At 47.6% G+C, this 14,458-nt stretch carries 8 protein-coding genes; 4 read left to right on the forward strand and 4 right to left on the reverse strand.

Annotated elements, in window-relative coordinates:
- Window positions 1–45 precede the first annotated feature (45 nt).
- Both atpA and D9Y29_RS14485 read left to right on the forward strand, forming a co-directional pair.
- Complete coding sequence (gene atpA / locus D9Y29_RS14480; RefSeq protein ID WP_127129347.1) at window positions 46–1,623, forward strand: F0F1 ATP synthase subunit alpha; 1,578 nt, start codon at window positions 46–48, stop codon at window positions 1,621–1,623.
- A 511-nt stretch (window positions 1,624–2,134) separates the two neighbouring features.
- Window positions 2,135–3,298, forward strand: coding sequence for a T9SS type A sorting domain-containing protein (locus tag D9Y29_RS14485; protein ID WP_164735407.1), 1,164 nt, complete (start codon window positions 2,135–2,137; stop codon window positions 3,296–3,298).
- 466 nt (window positions 3,299–3,764) lie between these two features.
- On the opposite strand, the gene D9Y29_RS14490 is transcribed toward D9Y29_RS14485, so the two are convergent.
- The 3 genes from D9Y29_RS14490 to D9Y29_RS14500 all read right to left on the reverse strand — a co-directional run bounded on the left by D9Y29_RS14490 (window position 3,765) and on the right by D9Y29_RS14500 (window position 7,076).
- Window positions 3,765–4,058, reverse strand: coding sequence for a winged helix-turn-helix domain-containing protein (locus D9Y29_RS14490; protein ID WP_127129351.1), 294 nt, complete (start codon window positions 4,056–4,058; stop codon window positions 3,765–3,767).
- A 94-nt stretch (window positions 4,059–4,152) separates the two neighbouring features.
- A complete protein-coding gene (locus tag D9Y29_RS14495) occupies window positions 4,153–4,791 on the reverse strand; it encodes a hypothetical protein (protein ID WP_127129353.1) in 639 nt (212 codons plus the stop codon).
- An 11-nt stretch (window positions 4,792–4,802) separates the two neighbouring features.
- Window positions 4,803–7,076, reverse strand: coding sequence for a TonB-dependent receptor (locus D9Y29_RS14500; protein ID WP_127129354.1), 2,274 nt, complete (start codon window positions 7,074–7,076; stop codon window positions 4,803–4,805).
- Between the two features lie 442 nt (window positions 7,077–7,518).
- On the opposite strand from D9Y29_RS14500, the gene D9Y29_RS14505 reads away from it, so the two are divergent.
- A complete protein-coding gene (locus D9Y29_RS14505; protein WP_127129357.1) occupies window positions 7,519–10,206 on the forward strand; it encodes a M14 family metallopeptidase in 2,688 nt (895 codons plus the stop codon).
- 66 nt (window positions 10,207–10,272) lie between these two features.
- Window positions 10,273–12,651 carry a T9SS type A sorting domain-containing protein gene (locus tag D9Y29_RS14510; protein ID WP_127129359.1) on the forward strand — a complete coding sequence of 793 codons (2,379 nt, stop codon included), beginning with the start codon at window positions 10,273–10,275 and terminating at the stop codon, window positions 12,649–12,651.
- Window positions 12,652–12,812: 161 nt separating this feature from the next.
- Here the strand turns inward: D9Y29_RS14510 and D9Y29_RS14515 are convergent, their stop codons facing one another.
- Window positions 12,813–14,249 carry an Ig-like domain-containing protein gene (locus D9Y29_RS14515; RefSeq protein ID WP_127129361.1) on the reverse strand — a complete coding sequence of 479 codons (1,437 nt, stop codon included), beginning with the start codon at window positions 14,247–14,249 and terminating at the stop codon, window positions 12,813–12,815.
- Window positions 14,250–14,458: the final 209 nt, after the last annotated feature.

A 14,458-nucleotide genomic window follows, 5' to 3' on the forward strand; every position in this document is an offset into this window, starting at 1 on the left:
GAGTATACTCACACTCTATAAATCAACAATAAACAAGGTTATCATATGGTAGAAATTAAACCCGATGAGATCTCAGCGATATTGCGCCAGCAATTGAGCAATTTCAATGCCGCCGCTGATCTTGAAGAAGTGGGTACTGTATTACAGGTGGGTGACGGTATCGCCCGTGTATACGGATTAAGCAACGTACGCTCTGGTGAGCTCGTTGAATTTGAAAATGGCGTTAAAGCTATTGCCCTCAACCTCGAAGAAGACAACGTGGGTGTGGTATTGATGGGTGAGAGCGGAGACATCAAAGAGGGTGCTAAAGTACGCCGTACCGGTAAGATCGCTTCTATCAACGTAGGAGAAGGAATGCTGGGCCGTGTTGTAAATACCCTGGGCGACCCTATCGACGGAAAAGGCCCCATCAAAGGTGAGCGTTATGAGATGCCCCTCGAGCGTAAAGCTCCCGGCGTTATCTTCCGTGAGCCTGTAAAAGAGCCGCTGCAAACCGGTATCAAAGCCATCGACGCCATGATCCCCATCGGCCGCGGTCAGCGTGAGCTGATCATCGGTGACCGTCAGACTGGTAAAACAGCGATCGCTATCGATACTATCATCAACCAGAAGGAATTCTTCGAAGCTGGTAAACCTGTATATTGTATTTATGTAGCCATCGGTCAGAAGGCTTCTACCATCGCCGGTGTGATGAAAACCCTGGAAGATGCAGGTGCAATGCCCTACACTACCATCGTAGCGGCTTCTGCTTCTGATCCCGCTCCGCTGCAGTTCTACGCTCCTTTCGCTGGTGCTGCCATCGGTGAGTTCTTCCGCGATACCGGACGTCCTGCACTGATCGTGTATGATGACCTTTCAAAACAAGCCGTAGCTTACCGTGAGGTATCCCTGCTGCTCCGCCGTCCGCCGGGCCGCGAAGCTTATCCTGGTGACGTATTCTACCTCCACAGCCGTCTGCTCGAACGCGCCGCTAAAGTTATCAACGACGATAGTGTTGCAAAGAACATGAACGACTGCCCTGATTCAATCAAGCACCTCGTTAAAGGTGGTGGTTCACTGACCGCTCTGCCGATCATCGAAACACAGGCCGGTGACGTATCTGCATACATCCCAACCAACGTGATCTCCATCACCGATGGTCAGATCTTCCTGGAAGGTAACCTCTTCAACGCTGGTATCCGACCGGCCATCAACGTAGGTATCTCTGTATCACGCGTAGGTGGTTCCGCTCAGATCAAATCAATGAAGAAAGTATCCGGTACCCTGAAACTGGACCAGGCCCTCTATCGTGAGATGGAAGCCTTCTCCAAATTCGGTGGCGACCTGGACGCTGCTACCAAACTGGTACTGGACAAAGGCGCCCGTAACGTGGAGATCCTGAAACAACCTCAGTACACTCCGTTCAAAGTGGAAAAACAAGTAGCGATCATCTACCTCGGTACGCAAGGTCTGCTCCGTGAAGTTCCGGTTAAACGTGTACGTGAGTTCGAAGACCACTTCCTCCTGGAAATGGATAACAAACTCCCTGATGTACTGGCCGAATTCAAAAAAGGCATTCTTGATGACAACAGCATCAAGAAAATGGTTGACCTCGCAAAGAGCCTCATGCCTCAGTACAAATAAGCTGATAAGAATATTCAGATTCATAGTGGAAGTGCTTCCGGTTTATACCCGGAAGCACTTTTTTTATGCGCTGGAAATCAACGCCACACAAGGTTTTAGCTCTTGTTGCAGAAAAAACTTTGGGGAGATGCTTGCACAATTGAAATTTTGTAATTTACTTTGCTTCATCAAGTCAAACGACTTCCTCCAAATCCCCTCGAATAGCCGTACTCTTTTCTCCATCCAATTTTCATAAGTAATCCATTTCTGCCAATTTCTACGAAAATGACCTTATAGGTTCCAAATTCCTGTGGGCTACCGCGTTCAAATTCTGTTACCCCTTTAATAGAAATATATGAAAGCGTACCCTACGGTAATCACTATTACCCAAGTTGCCCGTATCACCTTTAAATCAACAGCTTTAGTTCTGTTATTTATTGCAAACTCTGTTTTCGGTTACTCGCAAGAGTTAGAATTCAGAAATTCAAAACTTGAACCTAATTCACCAGCTTCCGCCGGTAAAGACGGTGCTGTGTACAGGTTCCCGTCTGTAACTACAAATGTAGATGCACGGGTCACGATCATCAAACGGTCCTCCTCCCTGGTGAAACTAGACGCCATCGACCTCACTTCATCTGGCTTCGATAACGCATTCCAGCCACAAGTGAACTACAACAATGGCACTACACCTAGAGGTTTCAGTGACTGGTATATGGAGTTTGAAATTGCTTTCGTGAAGAGTGGGACCAATCAGCCTGTACCCGTTGAAAGTGTTGACCTCACTGCACTTGACCTGGATGGAAACGGCGGTACACTCAGCGAACATGTTTCATTCTTCAGCCTGGAATCATATACGCTGGAAGCGAGAACGCAGATCAAGGCGAGCAGTGTGAATGAAGCGCTGACTGGTTATATGGGACTGGTGCCTGGTAAAAAATTCACAGGGCCCACTGCCAACTACACGAACATTGATCCCACCGCCACCAGGGTGATGGTGACCAACAAATATTCAAACATTTCAAGAATACGCCTGCGTGCGGGCGGCGTGAGCCAGGGAAGGGATGGAGCAGCATCGAGGATGTATTCTTTCTGGTTCAAATCATTTGTTTACACTGAACCAGTTGAAGGTTCGCTGCCAGTTAAACTCAGCTCTTTCAACGCTACCAAAAAGAACGATACCAGGGTTGCGCTCAACTGGAGCACAGCACAGGAGATCAATGCCAGTCACTTTGTAGTGGAACGCAGCTTCGATGGAAAGGAATATGACGAAGCGGGACTCGTGTTTGCGATCGGGAACTCCAATGTGAACAACAACTACAAGTTCACAGACGATCTGAAGAACAAGTACGCCAGCATCATCTACTATCGTCTCCGGATCGTGGATATGGACGGAAAAACAGAGAAATCTGTAGTGCGTATCATTCGTAATGCAGAAGTGAAAGAATATGCGAAGATCCTCACCTATCCTAACCCTGTGGTAAACGAATTACGTGTGCAGCTTCCCGTAAGCTGGCAGAACAATACAGTGAATATCGAAGTATTCAATAACAGCGGCCAAATAGTAAAGCGTCAGGTTGCCAATCGCGCAGGGCAGACTGAAGTGGTGAATATGAGTGATCTGGGTGGCGGTATCTACTTTGTTCGCGCAGGAAACGGAACCGAATCTTCCACTCAACGAATTGCGAAATTGAAATAAACTCTACACTCAAATTTTTATAAGAGTACGATCTACAACAAGTCATCCTGTGTCTACAGGGTGTGTTTTAAGAAAGTTCAGCCTTTACGTACCTGCTGATGCTTTCTGTGATCAACAACTCTTCAACTGGTTTTTATTTAAAGGGTACGATCAACAACAGCCGGGCTTTTCCAAGCCTGGCTTTCTTTTTGGGCCTGCCTGCCTCCGGGGGGATGCAAATCCGGCTGGGAAATGAACCGACGCGGGAGAATGATTTGGGGCTGTGGATTGGAGAGATGAGGCGGTGGTAATGCTGTTGGGCTGCTTCGCTTACATTTCGCAAGGCCGGATTTGCATCACCCCCCGGAGGCATGGGCACGCTGATAGGGTAAGAGTGATAAAAGAAGAAATATGAAAAGAAAGCAGGTTAGGCAAAGCTGCAAAATATATGGAGTGATCTGGATTTGAATCAGAGAAAATGTACTTCCTATTTCCTGATGTGCAGATAAGATTGCAGGTTGTTGACGTATTTCTGAAAGGCTTGTCTGCCGGGGGAAGTGATGCGGCAAATGGTTTGAGGATAGTTGTTGTGGAATTGTTTGTGAACTTCGATGTAGCCTGCTTCGCGGAGCTTATTGATCTGAACGCTGAGATTGCCGGCTGTGGCATTGGTCTTTTCGCGGAGAAGCGTGAAGTCGGCCTCCGGTTGTTGCATCAACAGGCTGATCACGGCAAGGCGGAGCTGGGAGTGTAAGATGGGGTCGAGGTCCTTGAATTCCATTACTGCGTTTTCAACGAATACAGTAACAAATATACAGTCAAAGCAGGGTGATCAACCAGCAAGCCGATTAAAAACCCCGCTTTGAATTTTAATACTATTTACAACCGGCGATCATCTCTTCCAGTTGTTTTTGCCCCCAGTTGGGATGCAGTGCAGATGCGGGTTTGAAGCTGCCGTATTTTTTTAACGCTTCTTCCATGATGGGTTTTGCAGTAGAACAGCCACCACCGAACTGCTCTGGTGTGTAGCGCAGATTTTGTCCCTGGATGAAATAGGGACGAGGATTTCCGGGGTCCTGTGATTTGGCATCGCTCAATGCTTTCTCAATAGCGGGGCCATACTGCATATAACGTTCCATCGGGTTCACGATCATACGAACTGTGGCAGAAATGGATTTGATCACGCTGATCTCGGAATTGCCGGGCGCCAGGGCGGATGCTTTTGCCAGCAAGGTATCTATCTTATCCGCATACTGATCATTGTTAGGAGCATCATTTTTCACCAGGGCATAGATGCCATATGCGTATGCTGCGTAATAATAGGGAAGCCACTGGTTCTTTTCTGCATCTGCGATCCGCTCGAATGCCTGGGAAGAGGCCAGGAAATCATCGGCTGTTTTATTCACGCCCAATTCTTCGATCCTGGCGGTCATGGCGCCGGTATACTTTTCACTTTGTGCCATGGCTGTTACTGTCAGCGTAAGTGCAGCAAATACAAACAGGATTTTTCTCATTGTTGATTATTTTATAAGTTACTGTTGATGACGTCTTCTGATCTGTCTATACCAAAACTGATAAAGCATCCCACGAAAAAGAAACGGCGTGCAGTGGGAAGGACCGGATCTTTGCGGCTGCCATTCCAGGAATAGTTGTAACCGAAGACCTGGTCGTTGCCCAGCACATTGTTCAGCGAGAATACCCAAACCGTGAACTTCTTCGCATCTTTCTTCCCGATACTGGGCAGGTAGTTCACACTCAGGCTGAGATTATTGTAAGTGATGGTCTTGCCCTGGTCTGCGATCACAAATTTACCATCGCCGGCATTGTAACGGAAATTATAATAGGGCCTGCCAGTGGCAAAGGAATAAGAAGCGTTGAAACTGGTTTTGATTTTTGTAAGGAACTTCTTCACAACCAGGCTGGCGGTATGATTGGCTGCAAAGGATGGCTGGATGGCATAGGGATAATTCAGGTAATCCCGTTTCGTATCCAGAAAGGAATAGGAAATCCAGTAATCCACGTCCTTGAATGTTTTCCGGTCGCGCCAGAAAAGTTCGATTCCCTGTGCTTTCCCGGAGCCACCGTTGGCCACGCTGTCTGGCAGTGTATTCCCTTTGGTGGCATAGGTTTTCACCAGTTCATCGTATTTCTTATAAAAGGCTTCTATGCGCAGTGTATAGTTGCGGCTCACGCGCTGGTAGTTGGCGATGTAATGTGTGGCTTTGGTATACAACAGGTCGTCTGTTTGTGCATAGTTGCGGAGAAAGAATTCCTTTTCGGGACGCTGATAGAAAATGCCGTAAGCCAGTGATACCTGTGCCTGGTTGCCCAACTTGTAAGCAAGTGATGCCCGGGGCACAATATTGGCCCTGTTCAGCAGCGAAGAATGTTCTACACGTCCACCCAGTTTGGCGGCAATGTCGTTGGTGATGTATACATCGGCTTCTGCAAAACCTGCTTTGAAATGATCTTCCGCATTTGTTTTCGCATGCTGCACATAACGGTTGGTGAAATCTGTTTTGTCTGTGAAGTAGAGGTACTCACCCCCAAAGCGAATGGCGCTGAGGCCATATAATCTTCTTTCCAATACCATCTTGATCTGTGAGAGATCCGAATTGTTCTTTATGTGGAAGGATTTGCTGTCGTAAGGAACCTGGGCTATGAATTGTTCTTTATTATCCTGGTCTTCCAATACATTCCTGATCTTATCGATATTATTACTATACGATGCGCCCAGGTTCAGTCTCCAGTGTTTTCCGATCTTTTCCTTCCAGCTCAGGTTCGTATATACGTTAAAGTTATAGAGCGTGAAGGCATTTTTGAGTGCGGTGGAATCGATATCTGCCCTGCGCAGTCCCAACTGGCCATAGTTGAAATAGCCATAGAATTTAAGGATACCTGTTTTGGAGGTCTTGATCCTGAAATTGAATTCTCCGTTATGGAATTGTGGTGTAAGGAAATTATCGGGCCTTTGTTTTATGATGGCGAAATAAGCTGCCAGGTTGGTATAGCCGTAATTGGCGCCCCAGCTGGATTTCTTGTCTTTGCCGAGTTGGTTGTAACCGCCGCTCACAAAGATGGGCGAGATCCCAAGATTGGCTGAGGTTTGATCGGGAAGGTCAGTTGATTCCAGGATCAGAGCGGAAGAGAGTGCACCGCCATAGAGTGCCGAATAACCGCCGGTACTGAACACAGTGCCTTTGAAGATGAAAGGCGAAAAACGGCCGCGGGATGCGATATCCGGAACACTGCTCTGAAAATAATTGTTCACCAGTGTGCCATCGATGAATACTTTGGCTTCTTCGGAACTGCCACCGCGTACAAAGAGCCCTTCTTTCTCTCCTACCTGCTGGGCGCCGGGCAGGGTTTTGAGTGCATTGGTAATGTCCCCGTCAGAGCCGGCAGTTGTGACGATATCGATAGGACCCAGTACTGTAGTACGTTTGGTATCGCTTGCTTCAAAGGTCCCTGCTGTGATCACTACCGCAGTTAGCTCATTGGGTTCGGCTTTCAGGATGGCATCCAGTTTTTGATCGCCGCCTGCGAGTGCGATCTTTTGTTCAAATGGTTTATAACCGATGCAGGTGATCAGCAGGGTTTGTTCTCCTTTTTCTGATGTGCGGAAGCGGTAATTGCCGAGTGAGTCCGTAGTAGCGCCGTCGTAGGAATTCTTAATGGCGATGCTGGCGCCGCCAATACCTTTTCCTTTGCCGTCTTTGATCCGTCCCTGGAGAACGGTTTGGGCACTCCCCAGAAAACTGGTGAGCAACAGGAGGATGAAGGGGATCACTTTCAGCATAGCGGTTAAGTTTATGAGGCAAAGTAAAGTAGTTTATACAGTAAACTTAAATTCCGGGTGCCTGCTTTCGGTAAAACCGGGGACGGGGTCGGTAAAACGGGGGATGTTACCGGCATTATTTTGGCCTGTGGGCCAGGTTTTTTATTGTGTTGAGAGGGAAGTTTATTTTTTGGCCCTTGTAAATGAATCTCATCCGGCATTCATTATTTTCTTTGCAACAGTACATATTGATGTATGGTAAATCTCCTATTGCAGGTAAATGAATTATTAATTACTCTTGCATTGACACACCATAAACAATTAATCCTTTACCGAAAAACCTGGATGCATGAAACATCTGTACTCTTCCTTCTTCTACACAATTTCCCGGATTTATCGTCATTCCTCCTGGCAGCATTGATTTTGCTGTGCACGTGGCATTAATACTTTCAACTAAAGCATAATGAGAACGGGAAATAATTTGCTTTGGGTATTGCTGCTTGCTACTACCATGCCTTCGGTTGCACAAACCAGGTATAGCAGGGTGAGCATACAAATTCCGCCGCAGGGCCTTACCTGGCTAACTGCGAAAGGCGTTTCCTTTGATCATGGCGAAGTGAACGAGGAGAGCAATTCATTCATTACCTCCCTTAATACCAAACAGCTTGCTGCACTCAAGGCAACAGGCAGTTCCTATTCTATTCTGATAGAGGACGAAGAAGCTGCATTCAGACAGCAGTACCGAAAGGGTAATTTCTATCGCAATGCCGGCGCCACCATGGTGAACGGCAAATTGCAATTCCAGCAATCCTGTGCTTCCGCCATTGAATCGGTGGATGTGCCGGCAGCATTCACTGAAGGCTCATACGGCGGCTATTATACTTTCGCAGAAATGCAGGAGAGGATCAATTACATGGTAAACACTTATCCCAGCCTGGTGGATACCATCATCCTTCCAACAAGGACCTATAACGGCAATCCCCTCATAGTGGTGAAAATATCAGACAATGCGGATACAGACGAGAACGAACCAGAAGCCCTCTATACCGGTCTCCATCATGCGCGCGAAGGCATGAGCATGATGAACCTTTTCTTCTTCATGAATTATCTCCTGGAACATTACAATTCGGATGCCCGCATCAAAGACCTGGTAGACAGCCGGGAATTGTATTTCCTTCCCTGCGTGAATCCTGACGGATATGTTTACAATGAAACGAATTCTCCCGGTGGCGGAGGCATGTGGAGAAAGAACAGAAGGAACAATGGCGCCGGTAACGGAAGAGGGGTGGATATCAACAGGAATTACGGGGTAGACTGGGGAGTGAACGGAGCGAATGTTTCCATCTCCAATGATCCTGATGATGAAACCTATATTGGGCCTTCCGCCTGGTCAGAACCTGAAACCCGCGCCCTGCGTGAACTTGGACAAAGCAGGCAGTTCACCATCGCAATAGATCATCACGCTTACGGAAATTATTATGTAACGCCTTTTGGCCGTCCAGCGCTGCACAGCTTCACTACGCAGGATCTGAGTTTTTATAAATATGCTTCCGCCCTCATGGGTAAATACAATGGTTATTCCGTGGGAGATGGACAGGCCACGGTAGGTTACTATGCGGTAGGCAATTCAAGGGACTGGCACCTGATCGGGGATATCGGAACAGGAAGCAAACAAAAGACTTACGGTTATACAGTTGAGATAGGTTCCGGTTCCTATGGCTTCTGGCCGGATAATTCACTGATCATTCCCATTGCCCGCTCCATGTTCTTTGCCAATCTGCAAATGGCGTATATGTCCGGTTCATATTTTGAATTGCAGGACCTCGATCCGATTGCTTTCAATAATACCAGTGGCAATTATCATTTTTCCATTCGCCGGATCGGGCTTACCGATGCGCCGGTAACGGTTTCCCTGCAGGCCCTGGAGAATATCACCATTACCGGCGGGCCGGTCTCTATCAACAGTATGCCCAATTATTTCGACATACTGGAGAGGGATATCGCCTGGCAGTTGCCCAATGCCATCGCGCCGGGCACCAGGATACGTTTTGTATGCAGAACAGTGTCTGCCGGTGTTACGCTTACCGATACCATCGTGAAGTTCTATCAGCCGGACCAACTGCTAAATGATGATATGGAAAGTACAACCAACTGGAATTACACCGGCAACTGGGGAACCACCACTGCTGCGGCTTTCAGCGGCAGCAGATCTTTGAGTGAATCCCCATCAGGCAATTATTCCAGCAATGAGCAAACCTACGCCACTTACAAAAATGCTATCGATCTTTCCGATGCGGAATCCGCTTATCTCGTTTTCCGTACAAGGCATCGCGCACAGAATGGGTACGACAGACTGCAGGTGCAGCTCTCCGGTAACGGTACTTCCAATTATCAATCGGTTTGCGCCACAGGCACTATCCGTGAGAACGTGGGCGCAATGAACAATATACCGGCACTCACAGGAATTCATGAAACCTGGACCCAGGAAGTGGTAGACCTGCGTGATTATCTGGGAAATAATAATGTACGTCTGCGTTTCGGCTTCATGTCAAATTCATCCCGTGTAGACGAAGGGTTTAATATCGACAATGTGGAGATTGTGAAGTCAACACATATCGTACTCTCTGTACAATTCATAGATGTGCAGGCAAAGCGGCAGACGAATGGCGTACTGATCAGCTGGGAAGCAAATACTGGGTACGACCACCATCATTTTGAAGTGCAACGTTCGCTTGATGGTGTGAACTATGTAACCATCGGCGCCATACTTGATGGCGCGCCTTATAATTTTTTGGATGCGGAACCGGGAACAGAGAACCACTACCGCATCAGGGCTGTAGACAAAAAACAACGCAGTCAGTATAGCAAAACAGTATACCTGAATTACAAACAAACAACGTTCATCACTGTTACGCCTAATCCCGCTTCGCATGAACTGATGCTGCGCTTCAACCTGGATACCGATACGCGCTATTTGCTCAGTATACGGGACGTTACGGGCAGGCAAATGCTTCAGCAGGTGCTGAAACTGGCCAGGGGGGCAGGTTACAGGCAATTCAATATCAGTAACTGGATCCCGCAGCTGTACATTGTTACGCTGAAGGACCTGGTAACCGGCAGGGAAACAGTGAACAAAATTTTAAAAAGATGATAGCACAATACATGTTGTTGAAGAGCAACAGTTGATCTGAGTTTTAAACCATGTAAATCCAATTTTATGAAAACGGGAAAATACCTTTTGGCTGTTTTGATCATATCAGCATCCATTTTTGGTATGAGCGAGAGAACGATAGCCCAGAGTCTTGACCTGAGTAAAACTGTAACCAACGTAACCATGTCTTCGCCAGGTAACCTGGCCAAGGAAGGGGACATATTGGAATACACGATCGTGGTAAGAAGTCTGGCCGCATTGAACCTCACTAACACCACAGTAATAGATCATATTCCTGCAGGTACGGCCTATGTTGCAGGTTCCACAAGGCTCAATTCCGCGCCCCTGGCAGACGAGAATGGGACTACGCCATTCACCGGTGACGGTGCATTGGTGAATTCCGCTTTGCGGCCTGCCGGAACTATTGAGCCCGGAGGAACGGCAACGATCCAGTTCCGGGTGCGGGTTACTGCCAATGGTGGCAATATCACCAATTATGCAATGGTGGAATGTGATAATGGCGCCAGCCACATTTTTCAGAACACCAATACGGTATTCACCAATCTTACGCCCGATGCTACCTGCTCAGTGATCTACCAGTCAACCGCAAGAACAACCAGCGGTCTCCCGGGTGATAATCAACCTTACCGGTATTTCAAAACGGTGAGCACTTCAAACGGAACCGGTGGTTCCATTCTTTATAACGGAGAAACAGGTCTCTGCCGGAATGCACTTACCAATGCATTACTGCCTTCAGGCAGTGTGCTGAAATATGCTTCTGCCATTGCTTATGATAAGAATTCGAACCGTATCTATTTCGTCAATAACTACAGCAATTCCTTGCAGGATTTGTGTTATGTAGATCTGAACCAAACCACTAAAACTGCTTACAGGTATGTGAACTATCCACTGGAAACCACACTTTCAAGTGGCTGGAATATCAACCGGATGGCCTTTGCTTCTGACGGTTACGGTTATGCGATCACGCAGAATGGCCAGGATATTATCCGCTTTTCTGTGAATCCTTCCACCAATATACCTACCATCACGCGTTTGGGCGCATTGATCAACGATGCGTCTAATGGCAGCTTCGATATCCTCGATGAAAGCGGTGGTGATATTTTCGGGGATGGTTCCGGTAACCTGTACCTGATTGCCAACTCCAGCAGGATGTATAAGATCAATCCCAATACCAAAATATCAACATACCTGGGCACTGTAAGTCCTTTCCCTGCCAGCACTTCCAATGCCATTGCCGTTGATGCATCCGGTACCGTGTATATCGGTGGCGCTTACAGGAATGTGTACACGGTTAACCTGCTTACAATGGAGGGCAACTCCATCACAGGCGGCAGCACCAGCAACGTATGGACCACCGGTGACTATACCAGTTGCGCCTTTCCGGTTCTGGCTCCGGCGCTGGCAGCCAACAAGACTTACAGGAATATCAATGGAAGCCCGTTTGTGGTGGGAGGAGATACTGTAGAGTACAGGATCGAAGTGATCAATACAGGCAATATCAACGCAGCAGGTGTTAAACTGCACGATGCGATCCCCAACTCAACCCTTTATATTCCCGGAACTACCAGGCTGAATGGGGTGCTGCTTGCAGATGATCCGGGTCCTTTGATGCCTTATGCGGTTCCTGGCGGAAGAGAGATCCATTCTCCCGGTGAATTCAACGGTATCATCAGGCCGGGCGCCGCCAACAGTGCGGTGCTCACTTTCCGGGCCAAAGTAGAACCGCTGGCCCTGGTATGTAACCAGAGCCGCATTACGCTACTGGATGTGAATGGCAATACCATCTTCATCAACTCGAATGACCCCGCCATGCCGGGCGCAGGCGGTTCGCAGAACCCAACCTGCTTCTTCTCCGATGGTACACTGCCGGTGAGGAGCATCGATCTGAAAGCCAATATCCAGAATGATCGCTCGCATCTTACATTCACTGTAAAGGAAGAACAGGATATAGATTACTACGAAGTGCAGTATGCCGCTGATGGTGTCAACTTCAGCGCTATCGGTAAAGTAAAATCGAAAGGAAATACTCTCGGCTCACATATTTACAACTATACAGATGCTGTGAACACTGCAGCGGTGAACAGGTACTACCGTATCCGTGTGGTAGGTATCGCCGGTAATGATGTTACTCTTTCAAAGATGGTGCGTGTGAGCCTGCAGAACCTGCAGCAGATACAGGTGCAACCGAATCCATTCCAGGCTGATATTACTGTGAAGATGGAGCTGAGAGCACCCGGACAGGTGCGATTCAGGCTGATCGATATTTCAGGTAAAGAAGTAATCCGTCTGAACAAACAATTGGCAAGAGGAGCGCACAGCATCACCATTCCGGCGGGAGCGAAATTATCTCCGGGCGTATATGTGATGGAAATACTAACTGTTTCTGATAATAACGTACATCGCCAAAAGCTTGTGAAGCGTTAATTGGTTTTGAATAATAGCAAAAGGGGCTGCTCAATTCACCTGGGCAGCCCCTTTTGTTATGGTGTGGGCGCTAAATAGGGGTATCTCGAAAAAAAATCCCCCCGGTCCTGCTGAATGCGGATGGGGGGATAATGTATTACCTCTGTGAAACCAATAAACTATTACTCTTTCAGCAATTTAACGATCATGCGCTCATTGCTGTTGATGATCACTTCCAGCAGGTACAATCCGGGGCGGAGGCCGCTGGTATTGTCGAGCGTGAAAGTATTGGTGCCCGCGCCGGCTTTGGATGTTTTACGCATCACTTCAGTACCGGTGCTGGTAAGCACTTTCATCACTATCATGGAAGTCTCATTCACTTGCACGTTCACCACAATATCATTCTTTACAGGGTTTGGTGTAACGCTCACCATCTTGAGGGCTGCTTTGTTGTACACACGAACGATCAGGATCTTGCTCATGAATACGCGACCGTCTTTATCAACCTGTTTCAGTTGATAGTAGAGGTCCTTCTTCGTCGCATTGCCCGGTTTATCGTTGAACACATAGTTCACTTTTACATTGGAATTGCCTTGTGCGGCGAGTGTGCCAACAGTCTGCCATTTCTGACCGTCGCTGCTGCGCAATACCTCAAAGCGGTCGCTGTTGCTTTCGAAAGTGGTTACCCAGCTAACTTCCACATCGCCGTTTGTTTTGCTAAGGCCTTTGAAATCGACCAGGCTTACAGGCAGTGGGCCGCCGGTGGGGAAAGTGATAGTTACTGTAGCTGTAGGAGAGCAAAGCTGTGCATAACCGTTATCACATACTTTGTAAGTGAAGCTGGTGCTGCTTCCGTTAAAACCAGGGTTTGGAGTGAATTTGAAAGAACCGTCGCCGAAGAGCTCAACTGTTCCGTCTGGTGAACCTTCTACCAGTTCAGCAAACAATATTTCACCATCAGGATCGTAGTCGTTGTTGGTTACTTCGCCGGTAGCAGTGAAAGTGTTGGTGCCTGGCAGTTCATCATCTTCTGCAACAGGGGGAGCGTTACAACCAGTTTCGTATTTCTTGTTCACGCTTACCCAGAATTTATCGATGCCCAGGCTGCTGGTTGAATTGATGCCCTGGAAATTCACATACACTTTGAAAACGCCACTACCGATCTCAGGGTAGTAGAAAGTTCTGTCGTACTCATAAGTTACGCTGGGATCTGCATTGGTGATCTCAACACTGTCCAGGTAGTTACCGTAGATATTATTATCAACGTCGGTAACATACACTTTGAACCATTTGCGGGCTCCGTTTGACGGGCCGCTCACTTTGTAGGAGAATTTCACGTTCAGGTTTCCCCACATGTCAAGAGCAGGAGTATAGAAGCCCGTTTCCTGAGTGGGAGAAGTGGCGGGTCCCATTACGATGCCGCCATCGCCTTCGATGCCCGGGGTAAAGCCGCTGTTCACATCAGCACTTTTGAAGATCCAGCATTCGCCAACGAGATAAGTTTTTACCTGATTGAGAGGATAGCCATCACGTGAGTTGAAATTTTCATAAGTCTGGGCCGTAACGGCGAGAGACATGAATGCACATACGATGGCAAGGAGGGTAGAATTCAGTTTCATACTGTCAACAAGATTTCAGAGTTTTTGAATAAAGTTTTTTTGCATGGCACGGATTGCATGCGATCGGGGGCATTCAAAGGAAGTTCGACTTGAAATTTGTTGGACAAAGGAGTTCTATGTAGCTCACATAGCTATTGGACATTTGAGGATAACCTTATTCAGGTTGGGCTGTATAGAGAAATTACTACTGAGAAAAATTTGGAGGAAAT

The organism is Pseudoflavitalea rhizosphaerae (assembly GCF_003991355.1).
GTDB lineage: Bacteria > Bacteroidota > Bacteroidia > Chitinophagales > Chitinophagaceae > Pseudobacter > Pseudobacter rhizosphaerae.

What these genes read in the sequence shown, in the direction of transcription:
- atpA (WP_127129347.1), top strand. Translation starts at nt 46, where the DNA reads ATGGTAGAAATTAAACCCGATGAGATCTCAGCGATATTGCGCCAGCAA.
- D9Y29_RS14490 (WP_127129351.1), bottom strand. Translation starts at nt 4,058, where the DNA reads ATGGAATTCAAGGACCTCGACCCCATCTTACACTCCCAGCTCCGCCTT.
- D9Y29_RS14495 (WP_127129353.1), bottom strand. Translation starts at nt 4,791, where the DNA reads ATGAGAAAAATCCTGTTTGTATTTGCTGCACTTACGCTGACAGTAACA.
- D9Y29_RS14500 (WP_127129354.1), bottom strand. Translation starts at nt 7,076, where the DNA reads ATGCTGAAAGTGATCCCCTTCATCCTCCTGTTGCTCACCAGTTTTCTG.
- D9Y29_RS14505 (WP_127129357.1), top strand. Translation starts at nt 7,519, where the DNA reads ATGAGAACGGGAAATAATTTGCTTTGGGTATTGCTGCTTGCTACTACC.
- D9Y29_RS14510 (WP_127129359.1), top strand. Translation starts at nt 10,273, where the DNA reads ATGAAAACGGGAAAATACCTTTTGGCTGTTTTGATCATATCAGCATCC.
- D9Y29_RS14515 (WP_127129361.1), bottom strand. Translation starts at nt 14,249, where the DNA reads ATGAAACTGAATTCTACCCTCCTTGCCATCGTATGTGCATTCATGTCT.